The sequence below is a fragment of the Methylobacterium mesophilicum genome (assembly GCF_036441335.1).
GTDB lineage: Bacteria > Pseudomonadota > Alphaproteobacteria > Rhizobiales > Beijerinckiaceae > Methylobacterium > Methylobacterium mesophilicum_B.
This window is the reverse complement of record NZ_MLBW01000002.1, coordinates 34083-56293: the sequence shown is the minus strand read 5'-3', so window position 1 is coordinate 56293 and position 22211 is coordinate 34083. Positions and strand designations below refer to the sequence as shown.

Annotated in this window: 24 protein-coding genes and 2 pseudogenes; 16 read left to right on the top strand and 10 right to left on the bottom strand. The window is 72.9% G+C overall.

Annotation, left to right across the window (positions count from 1 at the left end; translation table 11 throughout):
* The first annotated feature begins 159 nt into the window (after positions 1-159).
* The gene (locus MMR14E_RS01705) at positions 160-420 is read left to right on the top strand and encodes a DUF6894 family protein (RefSeq protein ID WP_331312542.1); all 261 of its coding nucleotides are present in this window, start codon (positions 160-162) and stop codon (positions 418-420) included.
* A 38-nt stretch (positions 421-458) separates the two neighbouring features.
* On the opposite strand, the gene MMR14E_RS01700 is transcribed toward MMR14E_RS01705, so the two are convergent.
* Positions 459-992, bottom strand: coding sequence for a hypothetical protein (locus MMR14E_RS01700; RefSeq protein WP_331312541.1), 534 nt, complete (start codon positions 990-992; stop codon positions 459-461).
* Between the two features lie 147 nt (positions 993-1139).
* Here MMR14E_RS01700 and MMR14E_RS01695 point away from each other — a divergent pair, with 147 nt between their 5' ends.
* Both MMR14E_RS01695 and MMR14E_RS01690 read left to right on the top strand, forming a co-directional pair.
* The gene (locus tag MMR14E_RS01695) at positions 1140-2609 is read left to right on the top strand and encodes an aminotransferase (RefSeq protein WP_331312540.1); all 1470 of its coding nucleotides are present in this window, start codon (positions 1140-1142) and stop codon (positions 2607-2609) included.
* A 135-nt stretch (positions 2610-2744) separates the two neighbouring features.
* Positions 2745-3136 (top strand): annotated as a pseudogene (locus MMR14E_RS01690) (aspartate aminotransferase family protein); the annotation flags it as partial.
* Between the two features lie 60 nt (positions 3137-3196).
* Here MMR14E_RS01690 and MMR14E_RS01685 read toward each other — a convergent pair.
* On the bottom strand, positions 3197-4519 hold the full coding sequence (locus MMR14E_RS01685) for an HlyC/CorC family transporter (protein WP_331312539.1): 1323 nt from the start codon (positions 4517-4519) through the stop codon (positions 3197-3199).
* Positions 4520-4579: 60 nt separating this feature from the next.
* Positions 4580-5401 (bottom strand): hypothetical protein, encoded by an 822-nt coding sequence (locus tag MMR14E_RS01680; protein ID WP_331312538.1) that lies wholly within the window; start codon positions 5399-5401, stop codon positions 4580-4582.
* 105 nt (positions 5402-5506) lie between these two features.
* Between MMR14E_RS01680 and MMR14E_RS01675 the strand changes: the two genes are divergently transcribed.
* The 8 genes and pseudogenes from MMR14E_RS01675 to MMR14E_RS01640 all read left to right on the top strand — a co-directional run bounded on the left by MMR14E_RS01675 (position 5507) and on the right by MMR14E_RS01640 (position 13166).
* On the top strand, positions 5507-5800 hold the full coding sequence (locus tag MMR14E_RS01675) for a hypothetical protein (protein ID WP_331312537.1): 294 nt from the start codon (positions 5507-5509) through the stop codon (positions 5798-5800).
* A 362-nt stretch (positions 5801-6162) separates the two neighbouring features.
* Positions 6163-6561, top strand: a complete 399-nt coding sequence (locus tag MMR14E_RS01670) for a DUF3775 domain-containing protein (protein WP_331312536.1) — start codon at positions 6163-6165, stop codon at positions 6559-6561.
* 24 nt (positions 6562-6585) lie between these two features.
* Positions 6586-7881: an App1 family protein gene (locus MMR14E_RS01665; protein WP_331312535.1), complete on the top strand. Its 1296-nt coding sequence runs from the start codon at positions 6586-6588 to the stop codon at positions 7879-7881.
* Between the two features lie 124 nt (positions 7882-8005).
* Entirely contained in the window at positions 8006-9118 is a 1113-nt protein-coding gene (locus MMR14E_RS01660; protein ID WP_331312534.1) for an alpha/beta hydrolase, read from the top strand.
* Positions 9119-9267: 149 nt separating this feature from the next.
* Positions 9268-9525 carry a hypothetical protein gene (locus MMR14E_RS01655; protein ID WP_020093648.1) on the top strand — a complete coding sequence of 86 codons (258 nt, stop codon included), beginning with the start codon at positions 9268-9270 and terminating at the stop codon, positions 9523-9525.
* Between the two features lie 55 nt (positions 9526-9580).
* Positions 9581-10365: pseudogene (locus MMR14E_RS01650) on the top strand (MFS transporter).
* A 65-nt stretch (positions 10366-10430) separates the two neighbouring features.
* Entirely contained in the window at positions 10431-12626 is a 2196-nt protein-coding gene (locus tag MMR14E_RS01645; RefSeq protein ID WP_331312532.1) for a primosomal protein N', read from the top strand.
* A gap of 177 nt (positions 12627-12803) precedes the next feature.
* Complete coding sequence (locus MMR14E_RS01640; protein ID WP_331312531.1) at positions 12804-13166, top strand: STAS/SEC14 domain-containing protein; 363 nt, start codon at positions 12804-12806, stop codon at positions 13164-13166.
* A 6-nt stretch (positions 13167-13172) separates the two neighbouring features.
* Here MMR14E_RS01640 and MMR14E_RS01635 read toward each other — a convergent pair whose 3' ends face one another.
* The 6 genes from MMR14E_RS01635 to MMR14E_RS01610 all read right to left on the bottom strand — a co-directional run bounded on the left by MMR14E_RS01635 (position 13173) and on the right by MMR14E_RS01610 (position 17610).
* Positions 13173-13562 (bottom strand): hypothetical protein, encoded by a 390-nt coding sequence (locus MMR14E_RS01635; protein WP_331312530.1) that lies wholly within the window; start codon positions 13560-13562, stop codon positions 13173-13175.
* A gap of 508 nt (positions 13563-14070) precedes the next feature.
* The gene (locus MMR14E_RS01630) at positions 14071-14277 is read right to left on the bottom strand and encodes a Trm112 family protein (RefSeq protein ID WP_020093643.1); all 207 of its coding nucleotides are present in this window, start codon (positions 14275-14277) and stop codon (positions 14071-14073) included.
* Between the two features lie 12 nt (positions 14278-14289).
* Positions 14290-14955 carry an LON peptidase substrate-binding domain-containing protein gene (locus MMR14E_RS01625; RefSeq protein WP_331312529.1) on the bottom strand — a complete coding sequence of 222 codons (666 nt, stop codon included), beginning with the start codon at positions 14953-14955 and terminating at the stop codon, positions 14290-14292.
* Positions 14956-15004: 49 nt separating this feature from the next.
* A complete protein-coding gene (gene trxA, locus MMR14E_RS01620; RefSeq protein ID WP_331312528.1) occupies positions 15005-15919 on the bottom strand; it encodes a thioredoxin in 915 nt (304 codons plus the stop codon).
* A gap of 82 nt (positions 15920-16001) precedes the next feature.
* The gene (locus MMR14E_RS01615; RefSeq protein WP_331312527.1) at positions 16002-16469 is read right to left on the bottom strand and encodes a hypothetical protein; all 468 of its coding nucleotides are present in this window, start codon (positions 16467-16469) and stop codon (positions 16002-16004) included.
* 163 nt (positions 16470-16632) lie between these two features.
* On the bottom strand, positions 16633-17610 hold the full coding sequence (locus MMR14E_RS01610) for a glutathione S-transferase family protein (RefSeq protein ID WP_331312526.1): 978 nt from the start codon (positions 17608-17610) through the stop codon (positions 16633-16635).
* A 264-nt stretch (positions 17611-17874) separates the two neighbouring features.
* Between MMR14E_RS01610 and MMR14E_RS01605 the strand changes: the two genes are divergently transcribed.
* Complete coding sequence (locus MMR14E_RS01605; RefSeq protein ID WP_042671783.1) at positions 17875-18099, top strand: hypothetical protein; 225 nt, start codon at positions 17875-17877, stop codon at positions 18097-18099.
* Here the strand turns inward: MMR14E_RS01605 and MMR14E_RS01600 are convergent.
* The gene (locus MMR14E_RS01600) at positions 18093-19061 is read right to left on the bottom strand and encodes an alginate O-acetyltransferase AlgX-related protein (protein WP_331312525.1); all 969 of its coding nucleotides are present in this window, start codon (positions 19059-19061) and stop codon (positions 18093-18095) included. The two genes, MMR14E_RS01605 and MMR14E_RS01600, sit on opposite strands and share 7 nt — an antisense overlap.
* Before the next feature lie 260 nt (positions 19062-19321).
* Here MMR14E_RS01600 and MMR14E_RS01595 point away from each other — a divergent pair, with 260 nt between their 5' ends.
* The 4 genes from MMR14E_RS01595 (at position 19322) to MMR14E_RS01580 (ending at position 22149) form a co-directional block, all read left to right on the top strand.
* Positions 19322-20344: an SPL family radical SAM protein gene (locus tag MMR14E_RS01595; RefSeq protein ID WP_331312572.1), complete on the top strand. Its 1023-nt coding sequence runs from the start codon at positions 19322-19324 to the stop codon at positions 20342-20344.
* A 25-nt stretch (positions 20345-20369) separates the two neighbouring features.
* The gene (locus tag MMR14E_RS01590) at positions 20370-20888 is read left to right on the top strand and encodes a 2'-5' RNA ligase family protein (protein WP_331312524.1); all 519 of its coding nucleotides are present in this window, start codon (positions 20370-20372) and stop codon (positions 20886-20888) included.
* Between the two features lie 31 nt (positions 20889-20919).
* Positions 20920-21678 carry a phosphatase PAP2 family protein gene (locus tag MMR14E_RS01585; RefSeq protein WP_012317831.1) on the top strand — a complete coding sequence of 253 codons (759 nt, stop codon included), beginning with the start codon at positions 20920-20922 and terminating at the stop codon, positions 21676-21678.
* Positions 21679-21780: 102 nt separating this feature from the next.
* Positions 21781-22149 carry a PilZ domain-containing protein gene (locus MMR14E_RS01580; RefSeq protein WP_331312523.1) on the top strand — a complete coding sequence of 123 codons (369 nt, stop codon included), beginning with the start codon at positions 21781-21783 and terminating at the stop codon, positions 22147-22149.
* Positions 22150-22211: the final 62 nt, after the last annotated feature.

Below are 22211 nucleotides of genomic sequence, written 5' to 3'. Positions count from 1 at the left end.
GCGACGCGGGGCCGGGATCCCGGCCCCGACACTAACCCCGTATATGGCCGAGCCGGCGCGGGTGGCGTAGTGGGTCCGTCAATCGCGGCGACGAGACTCGGCACGGCCGCGAGTGAGGGGTACCTGCATCCCCCGCCTGGACCCGACCGGGACGTGTGGATGCCGCGCTATCACTTCAACATCCACGACGGATCCACGATCCTGGACGCCGCGGGAACGGAACTGCCGGACTGGCAATCCGCCCGGCTCGAAGCCGTCCGGCGCGCCGGCGACATCCTGAAGCAGGACGCCCAGCGCATCGCCCTCGGCGAGGACTGGCGGATCGAGGTGACGGACCGGACGGGGCTGATCCTGTTCCAGATGACGTTCCTGGTGGTCGAATCCCCGGTCATGCGCAGGCATTCCGGCACCGAGCGCTGAGCGGGCGCCGGTCTGCGAGATCCCGCCGCACGCCCGGCTCAGGCCGGCACCTTCCGGACGTCGAAGCTCGGGCCCTGGGGCGTCATCCGGTCGGTGGTGACGATGCGCTCGTCGGCGCCGACGATCCCGAGGCTGACGTCGCGATCGGGCAGGATGACGGTGGTGCTCTTGTTGACGTGGACCAGCACGTGCCGCCGCAGGGGCACCGAGGCCACGGCCCAGCGCCTGAGCTGCCCGTAATAGGGCTCGCGCCGCCACGCGTTCGCCTGTCCGGGATCGACCTGCACGTTCATGTTGCGGGTGAGCGGGTCGAGGCTCAGGACCATCTTGGCGCGGTCCGGCTTCCATTCCGGGCCGAGCCAGCTCTCCGTCATCCAGAGGCAGTGGAAGGCCCGGCAATGGTCCGGGCGGTTGGCGTGGATGGCGCAGCCCTGGCCCGCCTTCGTGTGGCGGCACCACTGGCCCGCGACGCTCTCGACCGCGGGCACGTCGTAGACCTTGCAGCACAGCGTGCAGGCGCCGCAGGCGCGGCCGGGGGCGGGTTGTGCGACGTAGGCTTCCGGATCGAGCATCTGTGGGGCGCGGCGAGGGTCGGTGCTGGGAGCGGTGCTGACGGCATGCGCCCGGCAACGGACGGACGCGGATCCTCCGGGCTACCTGCCGGGGCATCGGGTCGGTAGTGTGGCGGCGGTCACCCGCGCACGAGGACCTTGCGAACCATGCTGTCGAACCTCGCGACCCGCGACGTCGAAACCCTCCTCCATCCCTACACCAACCTGTCGACGCACCGGCAGACCGGTCCGCTCGTCCTGGAGCGCGGCGAGGGTGTGCACGTCTACGACGCCGAGGGACGCTCCTACATCGAGGGCATGTCCGGCCTGTGGTGCACGGCGCTGGGCTACTCGAACGCGGAACTCGTGGAGGCGGCCCGGGCGCAGATGGCGCGCCTGCCGTTCACGCACCTGTTCTCCGGGCGCAGCCACGATCCGGGCATCGAGCTCGCCGAGACGCTCAAGGAGCTGATGCCGGTCCCGACCTCGAAGATCTTCTTCACCTCTTCCGGGTCGGAGGCCAATGACACGCAGGTCAAGCTGACCTGGTATTACAACAACGCCCTCGGCCGGCCGAAGAAGAAGAAGATCATCGCCCGCCAGAAGGGCTATCACGGCGTCACGGTGGCGAGCGCGTCGATGACCGGGCTCGCCGCGAACCACGCCGACTGGGACCTGCCGCTGCCGGGCTTCCTCCACGTCTCGCCCGCGCACCACTACCGGGGCGCCGAGCCGGGCGAGAGCGAGGAGGCCTACTCGGCGCGCCTCGCCGCCGAGCTGGAGGAGACGATCCTGCGCGAGGGCCCGGACACGGTGGCGGCCTTCATCGCCGAGCCGGTGATGGGCGCGGGCGGCGCGATCGTGCCGCCGCGGGGGTACTTCGCCGCCATCCAGGCGGTGCTGGCGAAGTACGACGTCCGCTTCATCGCCGACGAGGTGATCTGCGGCTTCGGCCGGCTCGGCACGTGGTTCGGCAGCGAGGCGGTGGGCGCCCGGCCCGATTCGATCTCCTTCGCCAAGGCCCTGACCTCGGCCTACATGCCGCTCGGCGGCGTGAGCATCGACGCGCCGCTCTACGAGGCGCTGATCGGCCAGAGCGAGAAGATCGGCACGTTCGGCCACGGCACCACCTATTCCGGGCATCCGGTGGCCGCCGCGGTGGCGCTGAAGGCGATCGAGATCTACCGCCGCGACCGGGTGATCGAGGGGGCGGCCGAGAAGGCGCCGCAGTTCCAGCGCCGGCTGGCGGCCCTGGCCGGGCACGACATCGTGGGCGAGGCCGGCGGGCTCGGGCTGATCGGCGGCCTGGAGATCGTCGCCGACAAGACCACCAAGCGTCAGTACGACCCGAAGAAGGGCGTGGCCGCCCGCTGCGTCGCCTTCGCGCAGGGCGAGGGGCTGATCGTGCGGGCGCTCGCCGGGGACCGCGTCGCCGTCTGCCCGCCGCTGATCATCGCGCCGGACGAGATCGACGCCCTGTTCGACCGGCTCGGCCGGGCGCTGGACCGGACCCGCGACTGGATCCGCGCCGAGTACGCTCTTGCGGTCTACGCCCTCAGGAAGCTGTTCCGGCCCCATCTGCGCGATGGCCGGATCGGACGCGCCCGCATCCGCCGCGCATTCCGCGGGATGTTCTGACGCGGACCCCAGATCGGCAGCCGTCCGGACAGGCTTGCATGCCCGCTTTGGCCCGCGAGGGCCGCCCCTGCGGGCACAATCAAGGGGGACCACCCGATGAGCGAGACGATCGACAAGACGGACACGACGTCGTTTCACTATTCCGGGCATCCGGTGGCCGCCGCGGTGGCGCTGAAGGCGATCGAGATCTACCGCCGCGACCGGGTGATCGAGGGGGCGGCCGAGAAGGCGCCGCAGTTCCAGCGCCGGCCGGCGGGCTCGGGCTGATCGGCGGCCTGGAGATCGTCGCCGACAAGACCACCAAGCGTCAGTACGACCCGAAGAAGGGCGTGGCCGCCCGCTGCGTCGCCTTCGCGCAGGGCGAGGGGCTGATCGTGCGGGCGCTCGCCGGGGACCGCGTCGCCGTCTGCCCGCCGCTGATCATCGCGCCGGACGAGATCGACGCCCTGTTCGACCGGCTCGGCCGGGCGCTGGACCGGACCCGCGACTGGATCCGCGCCGAGGGGCTGGAGGCGATGCCGGGCTGAGGACCTCCGCGCGCGGCGCGGGCGGGGGCAGACCCCGCCCGCGCCGGTCGCCCGCCGCCGTCACACCGCGTCGCGCTGCGCGTCCGGCAGCGCGGCGGCCTGGATCCCCGCCGCGGTCAGCGGCGTGATGCGCAGCGTGGTGATGCGGTTCTTGGCCTTCCGCAGCACCTGGAAGCGGAAGCCGTGGAAGTTGAAGGCCGTCCCCTGGTCCGGGATGGTCCGGGCCTCGTGGATGACGAGGCCGGCGATGGTGGTCGCCTCCTCGTCGGGCAGGTTCCAGTCCATGGCCCGGTTCAGGTCGCGGATCGGCACGCCGCCGTCCACGTTCACCGACCCGTCCCCCTGCGGCCGCACGCCCGAGACCGTGACGTCGTGCTCGTCGGCGATCTCGCCGACGATCTCCTCGAGGATGTCCTCCAGCGTCACCAGCCCCATCACCTCGCCGTACTCGTCGACCACCAGGGCGAAGTGGGTCTTCTTGGTCAGGAAGGCCTTGAGCTGGGCGCGCAGCGACGTCGTGCCCGGCACGAACCACGTCTCGAGCGCCAGCGCCTCGACCTTGAGCCCGGAGGCGTCGCCTCCGGCGGCATCGAGCGCCCGCAGCAGGTCCTTGGCGTGGAGCACGCCGACGATGTTCTCGGGCGTGCCGCGCCACAGCGGCATGCGGGTGTAGGGCGAGGACAGCACCGCGCGGACGATGTCCTCGGAGGGCTGGTCGGCGTCGATCGCCCGCATCTTGGTGCGGTGGACCATCACGTCGGAGACCGACAGGTCCGAGAGGTCGAGCAGGCCGCCCAGCATGTCGCGCTCGGCCTTGGCGACGCCGCCCTCGCGGTGCATCAGCGCCACCTGCCCGCGCAACTCCTCGGCGGCGGTGAGGATCGACTGGTGCTCGCCGATGGTGACGCCGAACGGCTTCAGCATCACCCGCACCACCTGCTCGATGGCGAGTGCCAGCGGGCCCATGAGCGCCACCGCGAAGGCCACGGGCCGTGCGGTGAGCAGCGCCGCCTTGTCGGGCTTCGAGATCGCCAGCGTCTTCGGCAGCACCTCGGCGAAGACGATGACCAGCACCGACATGCCGACGGTCGCGTAGATCACGCCGCTCTTGCCGAACAGCGCGGTGAGCACGCTGGTGGTGAAGGCCGAGGCGCCGATCGCCACGATGTTGTAGCCGATCAGCATCGCGCCGATGAAGCGCTCGCGGATCGCCAGGATGCGATTGACGATCGCGGCGCGCGGGTCGCCCGCCTGCTCGAGGGCGTGCATCCGGGCCCGCGAGGCGGCCGTGAAGGCGGTCTCCGCGCCCGCGAAGAAGGCCGAGAGCAGCAACGAGATCGCCACGATGCTCGCGGCGAACCACAGGTCGATATGGGTTTCCATCGGGTCCGTCAGGCACGCCTCGAGCGGCTTGTCGGCCGCCCATATAGCGCCTCCCGCGACTTATTGCGCGCCGATCTGGCGCACCGTCCACGTCGCCCAGTAGACGGGTCGCCCGTAGAGGCTCGACGTGTCGCGCCCGGAGGCGGTCGGGGCCAGCCGGTCGAGCCAGGTCAGGAAGCCCGCCTTGTTCGGGTAGATCGCCGGCGTGTCGAGGTTGCCCTCGGCGTCGGTCATCCAGAAATGCGCGCTCCGGTCGTACCGGCCGCTGCCGTCGCCCCCCGAGCGCAGCCCCAGATAGGCGGCGGAGCGGCCCGCCTCCACCGGATCGGCGTAGAGCTTGAGGGCGCCGATCCCGTCGAGGTTCAGGTCGGCCGTGTACTGCAGGCAGATATCCGCCACCGGGCCGCCGGGGGCATTGGCCGGCCGCTGGCACGTGTAGGAGACCGCCCAGCGCTGCATGCCCTTGGCCCGGGCCACCCGCACCAGGGTTCCGGGCGGGAGCGGTCCGGCGATCTTGCGCGCCGTCGACCAGACCTTCGGCCCCGACAGGTCCTGCGCGGTGCGGAGGAACAGCCCGGTGCGGCGCTTCTCGGGGGCGAGGCCGCAATCCTCGGGCAGCACGTCGGTGTAGATGTAGTGATAGGTGCGGTCGACGACGCTGATCGAGCCGGCCAGTCCGTGGGTCTCGAAGGCCGGCGCCGTGCAGGCCGACGTGACCGGCTTGCCCGCCTCGTCGATCACCGCGGCCGGGACGGGCGGATCGCTGCGCCGGCCGCGGCCCGCGCCGGCCTCGAACGGCGTCCAGGCCAGCCCGTAGCCGTCGGCGGTGCGGGTCCGGATCTCGAAGGTCTGGAAGTCGAGGGTGCGCGCCTCGATCTGCACGCGGCGCCGGACGTCGGCCGGACCCGTCGCGGGCGCGTCCTGCTCCGCCTGCCGGCGCCGACCGGCAGGTCGACCCAGAACCGGTCGGCCGAGGGCGGCAGCGTCGTGACCAGGGCCTCGACGGTGCGGCCGGTGCGCAGGGCGCCGCCGTCGCGGCTGTCCGTGGCGCGCCGCTCCGGGCAGGGCTCGTCCCGGCGGGACGCCACCGGGGTCTGGCCCTGGAACACGGCCTGGAGTGGGCCGGGCGCCTCGGAGCGGGCGAGCCGCAGGATCTGCACGCCGCGCACGAAGGCGCAGGGCGCCGGCGCGATCAGGACGCCCTCGGCCTCCGAGCCCTCGCGGCAGATCTCGAGCGCGCCGCCCCCGGTCAGGAAGCAGCTCGGCGCGCTGCCCTCGTAGCCCGCGGGCCGGGCCTCGGCGGAGCGCGTCCCGACGAGCGCGGATCCGGCCAGGGCCCAGAGCGCCGCGATGGCCGCGCGGCGCCGGGCCGAGCACCGGGACGCGGCGTCGCGTGCAGGGGGAATGACGGTATCGGCAGGCGATGTCGTGGCAGTCTTTGCAGAAATCACGTCTATCGCCGATGTCGACCCGGATGTCGAAAAAGTCTCGCAGCCTCTAACTCACGGTCGCTGAGCCGGAAAGTGGCGCGGACCACGCAACCCGCCTTCGGTGGGGACGGGGCGAACCCGGGGCCCGCTCGCCCGTTGTCGCGGCTTGAGGGCCCCGCTGGCCCGACCCTTTCAGCGCCCGGAGATCAGCGCATGGACATCGCCGTCGAAACCGTCACCGACATCGTCACGCGGCTGCGCGCCATCGAGGTGAAGGAGGGCGACACCGACCCGGATTCGGGCTCGAACCCGATCGACGACGGCGCCACCGACGTCCTGGTCTCCGGCACCGACGACGCCACGGAATCCGAGGTCCGGGGCCTGATCGCCGGGCTCGACGACGATTCCCGGGCCGAGCTGCTCGCCCTCCTCTACGTCGGGCGCGGCGACATGGAGCCGGAGGAGTGGAGCGAGGCTGTCCGCTTCGCCCGCGAGCGCGAGGCCGCCGGCGAGGGCGCCGCGCGGGAACTGCTGGGCTCTCCCGACGCCGGCGACCTCCTGGAGGAAGGCCTCGACGCGATGGGGCTCAGCCCCGAACTGCCGCAGGCCTGAGCGCCCGGACGGGGGCCGGTCGCCATGGCCTCGCGCGCGCGCAGGGGTGCCACGAAGGCGCTGCGGGTCCTCACGCGGCCGGTCCGCCGCGCGCAGGGCCATGGCGGCAAGGGCCGCGGCGGGCTCGTGGTCGAGCCCTACCGCGGCTACGGGTCACGGGACGAGGTGTTCCTGATCGGCCGCGTCTTCCGGCAGTCGCCCGGGATTCCCGGCGAGGATCCCGAATCCCTGCGGGCGCAGTGGCGCGACCTGCGCCGCCGCATCGCCCGGCGGACGATCGCCGGCGCGGCCGTCACCGCCCGGTTCGGCGACGACACCGTGCGGGTCGAGACCGACCGGGACGGCTATTTCCGCGTGCACCTTCACCCGCGCACGCCCCCGGCCGAGACGGGTGACTGGCACGCGGTCGATCTCCTCCTCGACGCCGATCCGCCGATCCCCGCCGAGGGCGCGGTGTTCATCCCGCCCGACCGCTGCCGCTGCGTCGTTGTCAGCGACATCGACGACACGGTCATGCGCACCGGCGTCGCCAACAAGCTCAAGATGCTCTGGCGCCTGTTCGTGGAGGATGCCGAGAGCCGGGTCGCCTTCCCGGGCGTCACCGCACTCTACCGCGCCCTCCACGCGGGCGTCGGCGGCGACGAGGGCAACCCGATGCTCTACGTCTCCCGCGCCCCCTGGGGCCTCTACGAGATGCTGTCGGAGTTCTTCCAGCGCCACGGCATCCCGGCGGGGCCGGTGCTGTTCCTGCGGGAATGGGGCCTGTCCTGGACCCACCCGCTGCCGCGCCGGGCCACCGACCACAAGCAGGCGCTGATCCGGCACATGCTCGCGCTCTACGGCGACCTGCCCTTCGTGCTGATCGGCGACAGCGGTCAGCACGACCCGGAGGTCTACGCGCAGATCGTCGAGGAGAATCCCGGGCGGGTGCTGGCGGTCTACATCCGCAACGTGTCCCGCGGCGCCGCGCGGGTCGAGGAGATCGTCCGGCTCGCCGGCGCCGTCGCCCGGGCCGGATCGAGCCTCGTGCTCGCCGCCGACAGCGTCGCCATGGCCGAGCACGCGGCCGCCATCGGGCTGATCGCCCCCGGGGCGGTGGCCGGCGTGGCGGACGAGCACGCGGCGGCGGCCGAGACCGGGCCGCGTCGCGAGACCGCCCGGATCACGCCGGAGCCGTCGGGCGTCGCCGACTCGGCCGCGGACCCGATCGGGCCGGAGGCGATCTCGGAGGCGCTCTCGGGCGACGGCGCCGTGCCGGCGTCTCCGGCTCGACNGGTCGAGCCGGAGACGCCGGCCGCGCTCCCGCGGCTCGGCGCGTGACCGCGCGGCCGCGATCGTCAGCCGAGCGGCTGGCGCGGCCTGCCGACTCCGATAGGTGTCGGCCGAGCGCGGCCGGCACCCGCCGAGGCGGGTCGCGGAACGGGCTGCCGCGAGAGGAATTGAGATGCGCCTGAGCCTGTCCGCGCTGCTGATGATCGCCTGGGGCACCCAGGCCGCCCTCGGGCAGGCCGCGCCCGCGGAGCGGGCCGTGCCGCGCTTCGCCCAGCTGGAGGCCGAGATGGGCGCGGCCAACGCCGCCCCGGGGCCGCGGACGGTGCCGGCCAAGGTCGTGCCGGTCCCCGACACGACGAGCCCGCAATTCCGCACCGCGGTGGCGGCGCCCTACCGGGTGCCGGCCTGGAACGCGAACCCGCCGGACGCCGCGGCCTGGAAGGCGCTGGTCGACAAGCTCGCCGCCGCCGGAGCCGCCACCCTTCCGGCGCTCCGCGAGAAGCTCGGCGTCACCAGCGAGGCCGCGGTGATCGGCGGCGTGAAGGTCTTCGTGATCCAGCCCCGGCACATCCCCGAGGCCAACCGCGACCGGCTGCTCCTGCATATCCACGGGGGCGGCTACGTCTACAATCCCGGCGAGGCCGGAACGCTGGAGGCGATCCTGATGGCCGGCCTCGGCGGCTACAAGGTCATCTCGGTGGATTACAGGATGCCGCCGGAGGCGCCCTACCCCGCCGCCATGGACGACGCGACCGCCGTGTGGCGGGCCATGCTGTCCATGCAGAAGCCGCGGAACATGGCGGTGTTCGGCACCTCCACGGGCGGCGGCATGACCCTGGCCCTGATGCTCCGCGCCAAGGCCGAGGGGCTGGCGCTGCCCGCGGCGATCGGCCTCGGGACGCCCTGGTCGGACATGACCGAGACCGGCGACAGCTACAGGACCAACGAGTGGCTCGACAACGTGCTCGTCAGCTACTCGGGCTACCTGACGCCGGCCGCCAAGCTCTACGCCGCCGGCCGCGACCTGAAGGACCCGCAGCTCTCGCCGATCTACGGCGACTTCGCCGGCCTGCCGCCCGCGATCCTGGTCACTGGCACCCGCGACCTGTTCCTGTCGAACACGGTGCGCACCCACCGGAAGCTGCGCGCCGCCGGGATCGAGGCGTCGCTGCAGGTGTTCGAGGGCATGTCCCACGCCCAGTACCTGTTCACGCCGGACTCGCCCGAGACCCGGGAGGTCTTCGGAGAGATGGCGCACTTCTTCGACGATCATCTGGGTCGCTGAGGCGCGACGGCGCGGGCTCGCGCGGAGCTCGTGCTCACGAAATGGTGCAATGCAGCATCTCGGTTGAGAGGGTTCACATCCGGCCCGCGATGCCTAGGTTCGGCCCCTCGCAGCCGGTCCACGCTCCTCGAGCCTCCTGGAGGCCATCCGTGCAAACTTACACCCTCGCCATCGCCGACGGCGTCCTGTTCGCCTGCCTGCCCGACGAGGCCGACATCTCGGCCGCGATCACCGACGCGACCGCGACCAATTACGGGTTCGGCCTCAGCCTCGACATCGTCCGCGGGGCGACCCTGACCGACGCGGCCCGTCCCGAGGACGAGGTCGTGTGGCAGGAAGGGCCGGACAGCGAGCTGCTCGACGCGCAGGGGCGGCGCTACCGCTACGCCGTGCGACGGCCCTGCTGACGAGAGCCCGGCGCGGACCTGACACCGGGACGCCCGCCGGTGCTACGCTCCGCCGATGGAGCGGCGGGCGACAGGGGCGGGACGGTGGGGCGGGCTCGCCCGGTTCCTCGTCCTCTACGCGGCGCTCTACGGCGCCTACGGGGTGCTGTCGCCGGTCCTGCCGGGCGTCCTCGCCGCGCGCGGCCTGACGCCCGGCGAGATCGGCCTCCTCCTCGCCGCCGCGGGCGCCCTGCGTCTCGCGGTCGGGCCCCTGGCGAGACCGGGGCGCCGTGGCACGGCTTCGCCGCCCTGGTGGCCCTGCCGCGCTTCCGCCGCACGGTGCTGGTCGCCGCCCTGGTGTTCGGCGCGCACGCGATGCACGACGGCTTCGCCATCATCCTGTGGCGGTCCGCCGGGATCGCGGCGACCACCGCCGGCCTGCTCTGGTCGGTCTCGGTGGCCGCGGAGGTCCTGGTCTTCCTGCTGGTCGGACCGCCCCTGCTGGCGCGGATCGGCCCGGCGGCCGGCGTCGCGGTGGCGGCCTGCGCGGGCGCCCTGCGCTGGGCGGTGCTGGCATCCACGACCGCGCTTCCCTGGCTCGCCGCCGCCGAGTCCCTGCACGGGCTGAGCTTCGCCCTCCTGCACCTCGCCTGCCTGGGGCTCATCGAGGCGTCGACGCCGGCCGATCTCCGGACGACCGCGCTGGCGCTCTACGGGACGCTGGGCCTCGGCCTGTCGGGGGTCGCCGCGACGCTGGCCTCCGGGGCGCTCTACGGGGCGTTCGGCGCATCGGCGTTCTGGGCGATGGCGGCGCTGAGCCTCGCGGCCCTGCCGCTCGTGCCGGCGCTGCGGGATCGCTGAAGCGGCGGGTTCTTTTCCCGTGCCTATGGTACGGACCCGGAACGGACCCGCCCGAAAAGCCCCGCATGCCCGCCGTCGCCGAGATCCTGATCCCGCTCGCCCTCGATACGCCCTACAGCTACGTGGCGCCGGCCGGGCTCGACCTCGCCCCGGGCGACGTGGTGCAGGTGCCCCTCGGCCCGCGCGAGATCGTCGGGGTGGTCTGGGGCGTCACCGAGACGCCCGGCGGCTCGAACCTGCGGCCGGTGACCGGCCGCCTGCCCTACCCGCCCCTGTCGGAGCCGCTGCGCAGCCTCGTCGACTGGATCGCCCGCTACACGCTGGCGCCGAAGGGCTCGGCGCTCGCCATGGTCCTGCGGCTGCCCGACGAGGCGGCCGCCGGCGAGACCGCCCGCGTCGCCGTGCGCCTCACCGACAAGCCCCCGTCCCGGCCGACCCCGGCCCGCACCAAGGTTCTCGCCGCGGCGGCCGACGGCGCCCTGCGCGGCAAGAGCGCGCTCGCCAAGGAGGCCGGCGTCTCGCTCTCGGTGGTCGACGNCGACGGGCTGATCGACGACGGCGTCCTCGAGACCGTCGCGGTCGAGCCGGAGCCGGTCGCGCCGCGGCCCGACCCGGACTTCCCGCGGGCGCCGCTCTCGCCCGCCCAGGCCGAGGCGGTGGCGGCCCTCGTCGCGCCCTTCCCGTGGGACCGGGCGCAGCCGCGGGAATCCGACGATCTCCGCCCGGTCCTGCTGGAGGGCGTCACCGGCTCGGGCAAGACGGAGGTCTATTTCGAGGCGGTGGCGGCCTGCGTCCGGGCCGGGCGGCAGGCCCTGATCCTGATGCCCGAGATCGCCCTGACGGCGCAGTTCCTCGAGCGGTTCGCCGCCCGGTTCGGGGTCCGGCCGGCGGCGTGGCATTCCGGGATCGGCGGCAAGCGGCGCGAGCGCCTGCGCGCCGCCGTGGCCGAGGGCGAGGCGCTCGTGGTGGTCGGCGCGCGCTCGGCCCTGTTCCTGCCCTTCGCGCGGCTCGGCCTGATCGTGGTCGATGAGGAGCACGAGACGGCCTACAAGCAGGAGGACGGCGTCCATTACCACGCCCGCGACATGGCGGTGGTGCGCGGGCGCCTCGAGGGCTGCCCGGTCGTCCTGACCTCGGCGACGCCCGCGATCGAGACCCGCGTCAACGCCGCCAGGGGACGCTACCGGCACGTCCTGCTCCCCGAGCGCTTCGGCGGCCGGCGCCTGCCCGACATCGCCGCCATCGACATGCGCCTCGACCAGCCCGAGCGCGGCCGCTTCCTGAGCCCGCCGCTGGTCAACGCCGTGAAGGCCACCCTGGAGCGCGGCGAGCAGGCGCTGCTGTTCCTCAACCGCCGGGGCTATGCGCCGCTGACCCTCTGCCGCGCCTGCGGACACCGCTACCAGTGCAAGAACTGCTCGACCTGGCTCGTGGAGCACCGGTTCCGTCGGGCGCTGGTCTGCCACCAGTGCGGCTACGCCGAGCGCCGGCCGGAAGCCTGCACCGAGTGCGGGACGTTCGACAACCTCACCGCGTGCGGGCCCGGCGTCGAGCGGATCGCCGAGGAGGCGGCCGAGATGTTCCCGGACCGGCGCATCGTCGTCCTGTCGAGCGATTTCCCCGGCGGCGCCGAGCGCCTGCGCCAGGAACTCGAGGCGGTGGCGGCCGGCGAATGCGACGTGGTGATCGGCACGCAGCTCGTGGCCAAGGGTCACAACTTCCCGTTCCTGACCCTGGTCGGCGTCCTCGACGCCGATATCGGCTTGACCTCGGGCGACCCGCGGGCGGCGGAGCGCACCTTCCAGCTGCTCCAGCAGGTCACCGGACGCGCCGGACGCGGCGAGAAGCCCGGGCGCGCCCTGGTCCAGACCTACCAGCCGGACCACCCGGTGATCGCGGCGCTCCTCTCGGGCGACGCCGAGCGCTTCTACGCGGAGGAGATCCAGGCCCGCGAGGCGGCGGGCCTGCCGCCGTTCGGGCGGCTCGCGGCCCTGATCGTCTCGGCGAGCGAGCGCGAGGTCGCGGAGGCGCACGGGCAGGCGCTGGCCCGCGCGGCGGAGCCGCCGGAGGGCGTGATGGTGCTCGGGCCCGCCGAGGCGCCCCTCGCCCTGGTGCGCGGCCGCTACCGGTTCCGGCTGCTCGTGAAGACCGAGCGCAACGTCGATCTCCAGGCCTACCTGCGCGCCTGGATCGCCCGCGGCCCGAAGGTGCGGGGCAATGTCCGGGTCGCCATCGATGTCGACCCGCAGAGCTTTTTGTAGGAGACTTCGCGGCCCTCCCGGTCTCGCGAACGCCGGTTCGCCGTCGGGAGGCACGTCAGAGCGAGGGTCCGGAGCCATACCGGTTCGTCCCGCGATCGGGTATGGCTCAGGTCACGGGCGGCGGACCCTGGTCGGAGACCGGCTACGGGACGCGTGCGGTTCCCGGAGGAGCGATCAGTGCTGACCTATACCAAGACGCCGGATTCGAATGTCGCCGAGATCGTGGTCGACGGGAAGATCACCGACGAGGAGATGAACGCGGCGATGACCGCGATGAAGGCCGACCTCGACAAGGGCGGCAAGATCAAGCTGCTCGAGGATATCCGCGCCTTCGAGGGCATGGAGCCGGCGGCCTTCTTCAAGGACCCGCGCTTCGGCATCTCGATGATGAAGAGCATCAGCCACGTCGCCCTGGTGACGGACGCGCCCTGGCTGAAGGCGCTGGCCGAGACCTTCAACTTCGTGTCGCCGACCCAGATCAAGGTGTTCGAGCGCGCCCGCATCGACGAGGCGCGCAACTGGCTCGCCGCGGCGGCCTGAGCGACCTCAGTCGGCCTGCGCGGTGCGGGTGTCGCTGCGCCGCGCGGTCCAGTGGCCGGAGCACAGGGACGAGACCTTCCAGGTGCCGGCGCCGCTGCCGGCCTGGAGCCGGCCGGTGCCGGTGCCGCTCGCCGTCCCGTTGCTGACGGTGATGCCGACGCTGCCGTCGGGCCGCACGTGGCCGTTGACCTGCGCCCCGGCGCTGCCGGAAATGAGCTGCACCTGCCCCTCGCGGATCGCGAGCGCGTAGGTGTAGCGGGCGCTGCACAGGCCGCTCTCCGTCACCAGCTCCACCGACCACCGACCGTTATGCGTGCTCGGCCCCGCGCTGGCGGGCAGGCACATCGGGAGGAGAAGGCCGGCGGCGAGGGCCGCGACCGCGGTCAGCTTGGTCATGCGATGCAATCTTTCAGCGAAGCGGACACCGCCGGAAGCGGCGTGCACGGTCAGAATCATCGATCGAGGATGACTCGACGCTGAACGATGGAAGCGGCAAGAGTATGGCCGCCTCCCGCCTGTTCAAGATAGATTACGGTCGAGAGTCCCCCGGCCAATAGTCAAGCTCGTTGCGGACGATGCTGTGGACTGATCTGCTGACCAGGGCATCGAAGTCTCGACGCTGCGCGGAGAAGTCGGGTCGGGGCTGCAGGCTGACCGGGACGCGAACGCGGACGCCGAGGATCGCCGGACGCGCCGGGGCGGCCCCCGAGACTGTCGCGACCCCTGCCGCGTCGGGAGAGACGCGGGTGGCTCGGGTCGGCTGCCGAGGACCTGCCACCGGACCGTCGGGGCGGCGCCGGATTCCGGTCCGCCGGCGAGGTGCCGGCGGGATGCCAGAGCGCCCGCATCTGACGTCATGATAAGCCGCCCCGCCGCGCGGGACGGCCGGAGCGATTCGTGACGCTCAGTCGGTGAGTGGCCGGGCTTCCTCGGGCAGCATGATCGGGATCCCGTCGCGGATCGGGTAGGCGAGCTTCGCAGAGCGGCTGATCAGCTCCTGCCGGGCCGAATCGTATTCCAGGGTGCCCTTGGTCAGCGGGCAGACCAGGATCTCCAGGAGCTTCGGGTCGACGCGGGTCGCCTCGACGGGGGCGGTGAGATCGTTGGACATCGGTGGGGCAACCTATTGCATCGGCGACTCGGGACTCGAGCCGCGAACCAGTTCCATCTGCGTGACCGCGATCAGGATCTCGGCCCGGGTCTTCAGGTCGGGAGCTTCCAGCATCGCCTGCTTCTCGCGCACGCCGAACGGGCTCATCATGCACAGGGCGTTGACCAGCGCCTCGTCGGGCGCCTCGTCGATCCCGGCCCAGTCCACCTTGAGGTCGTTCGACTCCACGAAATCGCGCAGCGCCTTGAGGACGCCCTCGCGGTCGACCTGCTCCTCGCCCGCCCGCGGCTCGAAGTCCACCGCGAACGCGTCGTAGGAGACGTGGCAGCGGCGATAGGGGCCGATCGAGGCCAGCTCGCTCTCGACCCGGAACCGGGTGACGCCGGTGAGCGAGATCAGGTACCGGCCGTCGCCGGTCTCGGCGTACTGGGTGACCCGGCCCGCGCAGCCGACGCGGTAGAGCTTCGGATTCGATCCGCCGGACCCTTCCGGGTCGGGCTGGATCATCCCGATGATCCGGTCCGTCCGCATGGCATCGTCGACCATCGCGAGGTAGCGCGGCTCGAAGATGTTCAGCGGCATCTGCCCCCGCGGCAGCAGCAGCGCGCCGGAGAGCGGGAAGACCGGGATCACGGCCGGGCAGTCCGCGGGGCCCTTGTAGCTCGCATGGGTGCTCATGGCGCCTCCCAGAGGGGCCGATCGGTGGGCCGTGACGCGGGCCGGTGCCTCACGAGAACAGAAGTGCCGAGAGCTTGCGCCGGCCGCGAATCGTATCGGGGTCCATGACGCCCCAGGCCTCGAAGAACTGCAGCAGCTGCTTGCGCGCGCCGTCCTCGTTCCAGTCCTTGTCGCGCTTGCGCAACTCGATCAGGTGATCGACCGCCTGGCCGCGCTCGCCCCGGGCGGCGAGCCCGAGCGCGAGATCGAACCGCGCCTGATGGGCATCCGGGTTGGCCTCGACCTCCCGCTGCAGGCCCGCCAGATCGCCCAGCGACGCGGCCTGCTCGGCGAGTTCGAGGGCGGCGCGGATGCCGACGAGCGCCGGGTCGCCGGCCTTCGCCTCCGGGACCATCGCCAGCACGCGCTTGGCGTTCTCGATCTCGCCCGCGTCCAGCTGCATCTTGGCGAGGCCGGCCAGCGCGGTGACGTTGTCGGGCTGCTGCTCCAGCACGGCCGCGTAGATCTCGGCGGCGCCGGCGAGGTCGCCTTCCTGGATCAGGGCGGCCGCGTCGGCGAGGGCCGCCTCCAGCGGGTCCTGCTGCGGGCCGGCCACGCGCGCGATCAGCTCCTTGATCTGGCTCTCCGGGACCGCGCCCATGAAGCCGTCGACCGGCTGGCCCTTCTGGAAGACGATGACCGCCGGGATCGACTGGATGCCGAGCTGACCGGCGATCGAGGGATGCTCGTCGATGTTCATCTTCGCCAGGACGACCGCGCCCGCGGCCTCCCGGACGACCTTCTCCAGGACCGGCGTGAGCTGCTTGCAGGGCCCGCACCAGGGCGCCCAGAAGTCGACCAGGACCGGCCGGTTCATCGACTCGGCGATGACATCCTGACGGAAGCTCGCGGTGGTCGTGTCCTTGATGAGGGAGCCGGTGTCGCCGGCCTGGGCACCGCCCGCGGCGAGGGTGTCGTTGAGCATCGGTCTGGCTTCGGAACCTTTTTCGTGGAGCCCCTTAAATGGGGCTTCTGCCCCGGTCTGACCAGCCCAGAGGCCGGGATCCTCAGCGCGGCGGCGCGGCGGCCGGCGCGCCCGCCGCCGCCTTGGCGGCGGTCACGAACGTGCCGGCGAAGGGACGCCCGTCGGCGGTGCTGGCCTCGCAGGTGATCGCGGTGCGCCCGGGTTCCGGGGTCGAGAAGCGGCAGGCGCCGATCGCGAGGATCGGGGCGCCGTCCTTGCCCGTGGTGACGACGTTGATCGGCTGCAGCGGATCGGTCTCCTCGGTGGCCTCCTGCTGGGCGCCGTTGCCGCTGAAGCTGAGGGTCTGACCGTCGGAGGTCGTGAAGTCGAAGCTCGTGCGGTTGCGGCTCACCGCGTTCGTCAGGACGCTGCTGCAGGTTCCGCTCAGGTCCTGCGTGCCGATGACGAGCTTCTCGCAGGTCCCGTCCAGCCGCAGCGCCGCCTGGGCGCGGGCCGCGGAGGGCAGGCTGACGAGGGCGCAGAGCAGCGCGAGGCGCAGGCTTTTGGTCATGGCGTGTCGGGCTTCCTCCGGTTGAGAGCCGAACTAGGCGCGCCGCGAACGCCGTCGAGGGTCGCGGCCCGAGAACGGCGCGCCGGCGGGGCGGGTGTTTCCGGGAAGCGCGGGCGCTCCGCCGCCCGGCGGGCGCAGCGGGGATGGTGGGCGGAGCGGCCCGCTAGCCCGCGAACCGCAGGGCCCGGTCGTTCGGCGCGGCGAAGTCGAGCTCCGGCCCGAGGGGCACGATCCCCGTCGGATTGATGGTCGGATGGCTCTCGTAATAGTGCCGCTTGATATGCGTGAGGTTCACGGTCGGCGCGACGCCGGGCAGGGCGTAGAGGTCGCGCAGGTAGTTCGACAGGTTCGGATAGTCTGCGACCCGGCGCTTGTTGCACTTGAAGTGCCCGACATAGACCGCGTCGAACCGCACCAGCGTCGTGAACAGCCGGATGTCGGCCTCGGTCAGCCGGTCCCCGCAGAGGTAGCGGCTCCGGTCGAGGCGCGCCTCCAGGGCGTCGAGTTCCGCGAACAGGTCCTCGAAGGCCTGGGCGTAGGCCTCCTGCTTCGTCGCGAAGCCCGCCTTGTAGACGCCGTTGTTCACCCGGTCGTAGACGCGGGCGTTCACGACGTCGATCTCGGCGCTCAGGTCCCGCGGGTAGAGGTCGGGGCCGGTGCCCCCGAAGGCGTCGTTCAGCATCCGCAGGATCTCGGCGGACTCGTTCGACACGATGGTGGCGCGCTCCCGGTCCCAGAGGATCGGGACGGTGACCCGGCCGCTGTAGGACGGGTCCGCCGCCAGGTAGACCTCGTAGAGGCGCCGGGCGCCGTGGATCGGGTCCGGCGTCGCGCCCGGCGTGTCGCCGAAGACCCAGCCCTCCGCGCCCATGTGCGGGTCGACCACCGACACGGAGATCGCCTCCTCCAGACCCTTCAGGGCGCGGCCGATCAGCGTGCGGTGCGCCCAGGGGCAGGCCAGGGACACGTAGAGGTGGTAGCGTCCCGGCGCGCCGCGGAAGCCGCCGACGCCGGAGGGGCCGGGCGACCCGTCGGCGGTGACCCAGTTGCGGAACGCCGAGGCCTTGCGCTCGAAGCGGCCGCCCGTCGCGGCGGTGTCGTACCACTGGTCGCGCCAGATGCCGTCCACGAGGAGGCCCATCGTCGTCTCCGCTTGCCTGAGCGATCCCACCGAGATGGGCCTCGCGCCGCCGGTGTGAAGACGCGCGCGGAACGCGCCTCGCCGACCCGGGGTCGCGCCGTCCCCGGACCGGTTCCCGCGCGCCCGCGAACGTCACGCAAGGCAGGCTTGCGCCCGCCCGTCTGTTGCGGTGCAGCAAACTCGGCCATCACTCGCGTCACCCACCCGTCGCCGTGCGCGTGTCGCAGCTGCCCGACCCGGTGGGAGATCGATGGAGGTGAAGTGATGTCGTTCGCGCTGGTGCCCGTCGCCGAGGCGGCCCTGTTCACGTTCGGGTGCCTGGTGATCCACGCCCTCCGGCGCCACGCCGACGTGGTCACCGCGACGCTCGCGTGCCTCGCGACGCTCCTCGTCCTGATGATCGGCATCGCCTGCGCGCCGGAATCCTTCGCGAAGTACCAGGCGGCGAGCGTCGCCGACTTCGCCCGCCTGGATCAGGCGATCTACTGAGGCGTCGCCCCGCGGCCGACGGCGTCGAGGCCGCCGGCCCGGAGCTTCGCGAGGCGGCCGCCGGTCCCGCGCTGGCCGGCGACGGCCACGTCGAAATCGTCCTTCGGGAGCTTGGCGAGGAAGCGCTCGGCGAGCTCGAACAGCAGGATGTCGGCGCGGACGCGCTCGATATAGGCCCAGTCGAGGCTCGACGACCAGACGAAGTGCACCTCGCTGAAGCTCTCGGCGAGGAGACCCGTCAGCAGGAACGGGTCGAAATGGGCGCAGGAATCGCCGAACAGGACGAGCCGGCGCGGATCGGCCGCCGGTGACGCGTTCCGGTAGACGACATGCGCGCCGACATGCACCTCCCGGTCGCGTCCCTCCGCCTCGTAGGCGGCGAGCAGCGGCCCGGTCTCCACCCGCGTCGCGTCGCGCTGCAGCATGAACCGCTCGAGGCGCTCGCGCGGCCGCTCGGGCAGCTTCTCGCCGAGATCCATGAGCTGGTCCGAGACGATGCCCGGTCGCGCGCCGATATCGGCCGGCGGGACCGCCCCGAGCGCCCGCATGATCGCGCGGTAGGCCAGCAGGCAGCCCTGCGCCGTCCAGTGGGTGTCGGTGCGCAGGTAGAGCGGCACCGGCCCGTTCCGGGCTGCGCGGAGCGGCGCCAGGAGATCGAGATAGGCCGGGTCCCGGGCGAGGCTCCGGGCCAGCCGCCGGGTCGAGGCCTTGCCGGGCGCGTAGCGCAGGCCGTCGGTCTTGTCGTCGTAGACCGACAGCTTCTCGGGCACGACCACGTGGAGGCAGCGGATGCCGAGGCTCTCCGCTCGCCGCGCGCGGGCCTTGATCAGGCGTGTCCAGCCGCGCAGCAGCAGCCAGTGCCGCAGGCCGCCGCGATACCGGTCCATGACCCGGTTGGTCCCCCCGGTGAGGAATAACCAGCCGTCGCGGCCGACATGTACGCTCTCCCTGCCTGCAGCCATGACGGTGCTTTAGCCGCACCGCGACCGGCCGACTAGGCCGGACCCGGTACCGGGGCCGCGCGTTCGACAGGCATGCCGTCCTCGCCCGCCCCGGCCGTCCAGACCCGCGATCGCCCCGAGCGCCCGGACCCCGGAAGCGCAGGTGCGCGGCGTGCCGGGTGCGCCGGAGCGCGAGCTGTCCCGCGAGGCGCTTGGCAGCATCTGGCACTTCACCGGCCNCCCGCCCGGCGCGCCTGTGGCGCCCGCGCCGCGTGCTGGTGATGCCGGCCGCCCTGGAGCATGCGCACGGTCAGGCCATGCTGGCCCGCGCCGAGGCGCTGGGCCTGCCGGTCGAGCGGCTGCCGTCAAATCGCCTGCCGAGCCCGCGGGAGCCGAATCCCCGCCGGGCCTACGCGGCCGCCAAGGCGACCCTCGCGCTCACGGTGGCGCCGCCGACCAAGCTGCGGCTGCAGCCGATCCCGCCCTCGGCCGACTGGCGCTTCGACCTCGCCGAGGGTTGCCCGGCCCACTGCCAGTACTGCTACCTCGCGGGCTCGCTGTCCGGGCCGCCGGTGACCCGCGCCTACGCCAATCTCGGGGCGATCCTCGGCAACCTCGCGGACTACGCGGGGCGCGGCGCGGTGACGTCGGCCTCCGCCGACCGGGCGCAGGAGGGGACCACCTTCGAGGCGTCCTGCTACACCGATCCCCTCGGCATCGAGCACCTCACCGGCTCGCTCTCGGCGGCGATCCGGCATTTCGGCGCCTGGGACGCGCCGGTGCAGCTGCGCTTCACCACCAAGTTCGCGGCGGTCGGACCGCTGCTCGACCTGCCGCACAACCGGCGCACGCGCATCCGCTTCTCGGTCAATCCGCGGGCGGCCGCGCATTACGAGGGCGGCACCGATCCCCTCGACGCGCGGCTCGCCGCCCTGGCGGCGGCGGCGCGGGCCGGCTACCCGGTCGGCCTGACCGTCGCGCCGATCCTGCCCGTCCCGGGCTGGGAGGAGGCCTATGCCGGCCTGATCCGCGCCGCCGGCGACGCGCTGGCCGGCGTGCCCGATCTCGACCTCACCGCCGAACTCATCACTCACCGGTTCACGCCGGCCTCGAAGGCGGTGCTGCGCGGGTGGTATCCCGGCTCGGACCTGCCGCTGGACGAGGCGGAGCGCGTGGAGAAGCGCACCAAGTTCGGCTCGGTGAAGCACGTCTTCCCGAAGCCCCTCATGCAGGCGATGCGCGCCCATCTCACCGCGTGCCTCGCCCGCGACCTGCCGGCGGCGCGCGTCCTGTACTGGACCTGAGCCCCCGGGGCGCCATCTGGCCCCGATGACCGACGCGGACCCCCTGATCCTGACGCTCGCCTTCGACGAACCGACTTTCGCGCGGTTCGACGGCGAGCGGCGCCGCCACTTCCCCGAAGCCCTGAACCGCATCCCGGCGCACGCGACGCTGTTCCACCATCTGCCCGGCGACCGGGAGCGGGGCGTGATCGAGGCGATCACCGCCCTCGCCCGCACGGTGCCGCCGCCGGAGGTCGCCGTGACCGGCCTGCGCTTCACCGGCCGCGGCGTCGCCTACGCGCTCGACTCCGACGCGCTGGCGCGCTTCCGGGCCCGTCTGGCTCGTGAATTCGACGCCCACCTCACCGCCCAGGACCGGCAGGGCTGGCGCCCGCACGTCACGGTGCAGAACAAGGTGTCGCCGGACCGGGCCCGGGCGCTGCACGCCGACCTGTCGGCGGGGTTCGCGCCGTTCCGCTTCACCGCGCCCGCGACCCTGCTCTGGCGCTACCGCGGCGGCCCCTGGGACGCCGTCGCCCGCCTGCCCTTCGGAGAGAATGCCTGATGGATGTCGACGCGCGCCGGGGGACCGCGGCATGAGGGCGCCGGGCAACCTGCGGCAGAACCGACTGATCGAGCCCGCCCTGGCGGTGTGGCTGCGGCTGCGCCTGAACGAGGTCGGTCCCCTCGTCGCCCTGCTCTGCCTGAGCATCCTCGGCTACGGGTTCTTCTACCTCGCCCACGAGGTCGGCGAGGGCTCCACCGCGGCCCTCGACCGGCGGATCCTGCTGGCCCTGCGCAACCCCGCCGATCTCGCCGACCCGATCGGGCCGCCCTGGCTCGAGGAGTCGATGCGCGACATCACCGGGCTCGGCAGCGTCTTCACGGTGCTGTTCCTGACCTGCGCGGTGGCGGCCTATCTCGGCGTGTCCGGGCGCCGGCGCATCGGCCTCTACGTCCTCGCCGCGGTGGGCAGCGGCGAACTGGTCTCGACGGTGCTGAAGATCTTCTACCACCGGCCGCGGCCGGACCTCGTGCCCCACGGCATGGAGGTGTTCACGGCGAGCTTCCCGAGCGGCCACGCCACCATGTCGGCGATCGCCTACCTGACCCTGGCGACCCTCATCGCCCGGGTCGAGCGCAACCGCCGCGCCAAGGCGCTGGTCCTGGCGCTCGGGGTGAGCGTGACGCTGCTGGTCGGCATCAGCCGCATCTATCTCGGCGTGCACTGGCCGAGCGACGTCCTGGCCGGATGGTGCATCGGCGCGGCCTGGGCCTCCCTGTGCTGGTTCGTCGCCCTGCAGTTGCAGCGCCGCGGCGAGGTCGAGGCGCCCGACCCGCCGCCGCCCGCCTGAGCGCGGCGTTAAGGTAAACGGGTGGTTAAAGTGGACGGGCGGGGTCCGTCCGGGCCGGATGCCGGTTGTCCCCGCAACCGAAACCATGAGGATCGCGCGATCGTGGTCGAGCGCCGCCGCACTGCCCGACGCCGCGTCTGCCTGGGTGGGCGGCTGCGCGTCGCGGCCTTCCTGCCGGAGATCGACTGCACGGTCCGCGACGTGTCCCTCGACGGGGCGCGGATCCGGCTGCCCGCGGAGGCCGTGCTCCCCGATCGCGTCGAGCTGTCCATCCCCTGCCGCCGCGAGACCCGCCGCGCCTACGTGGCCTGGCGCGCGGGCGAGTCGGTCGGCCTCGGCTTCGCCGAGACCCGCGCCGCGACGGAGCCCGAGGCGGTCGCCCGCCGGCTCGCCGCCAGCGAGGCGGAGGTGGCGCGTCTGCGCGCCGCGCTTCTCGACGGAAACAGCCCGGATCCGGGTCGCGTTCACTGAGGGCGCGGCTCCGCCACCCGGCGGCTCCGGCGCAAACGGCGGCGCCCCGGACGCCGCGTTCC

Coding starts and splice junctions, on each gene's coding strand:
- MMR14E_RS01600 (WP_331312525.1), bottom strand. CDS start 19,061: ATGGCTGCAGGCAGGGAGAGCGTACATGTCGGCCGCGACGGCTGGTTA.
- MMR14E_RS01590 (WP_331312524.1), top strand. CDS start 20,370: ATGACCGACGCGGACCCCCTGATCCTGACGCTCGCCTTCGACGAACCG.
- MMR14E_RS01670 (WP_331312536.1), top strand. CDS start 6,163: ATGGACATCGCCGTCGAAACCGTCACCGACATCGTCACGCGGCTGCGC.
- MMR14E_RS01635 (WP_331312530.1), bottom strand. CDS start 13,562: ATGACCAAGCTGACCGCGGTCGCGGCCCTCGCCGCCGGCCTTCTCCTC.
- MMR14E_RS01625 (WP_331312529.1), bottom strand. CDS start 14,955: ATGAGCACCCATGCGAGCTACAAGGGCCCCGCGGACTGCCCGGCCGTG.
- MMR14E_RS01630 (WP_020093643.1), bottom strand. CDS start 14,277: ATGTCCAACGATCTCACCGCCCCCGTCGAGGCGACCCGCGTCGACCCG.
- MMR14E_RS01660 (WP_331312534.1), top strand. CDS start 8,006: ATGCGCCTGAGCCTGTCCGCGCTGCTGATGATCGCCTGGGGCACCCAG.
- MMR14E_RS01610 (WP_331312526.1), bottom strand. CDS start 17,610: ATGGGCCTCCTCGTGGACGGCATCTGGCGCGACCAGTGGTACGACACC.
- MMR14E_RS01615 (WP_331312527.1), bottom strand. CDS start 16,469: ATGACCAAAAGCCTGCGCCTCGCGCTGCTCTGCGCCCTCGTCAGCCTG.
- MMR14E_RS01700 (WP_331312541.1), bottom strand. CDS start 992: ATGCTCGATCCGGAAGCCTACGTCGCACAACCCGCCCCCGGCCGCGCC.
- MMR14E_RS01685 (WP_331312539.1), bottom strand. CDS start 4,519: ATGGAAACCCATATCGACCTGTGGTTCGCCGCGAGCATCGTGGCGATC.
- MMR14E_RS01695 (WP_331312540.1), top strand. CDS start 1,140: ATGCTGTCGAACCTCGCGACCCGCGACGTCGAAACCCTCCTCCATCCC.
- MMR14E_RS01595 (WP_331312572.1), top strand. CDS start 19,322: ATGCCGGCCGCCCTGGAGCATGCGCACGGTCAGGCCATGCTGGCCCGC.
- MMR14E_RS01605 (WP_042671783.1), top strand. CDS start 17,875: ATGTCGTTCGCGCTGGTGCCCGTCGCCGAGGCGGCCCTGTTCACGTTC.
- MMR14E_RS01705 (WP_331312542.1), top strand. CDS start 160: ATGCCGCGCTATCACTTCAACATCCACGACGGATCCACGATCCTGGAC.
- MMR14E_RS01585 (WP_012317831.1), top strand. CDS start 20,920: ATGAGGGCGCCGGGCAACCTGCGGCAGAACCGACTGATCGAGCCCGCC.
- trxA (WP_331312528.1), bottom strand. CDS start 15,919: ATGCTCAACGACACCCTCGCCGCGGGCGGTGCCCAGGCCGGCGACACC.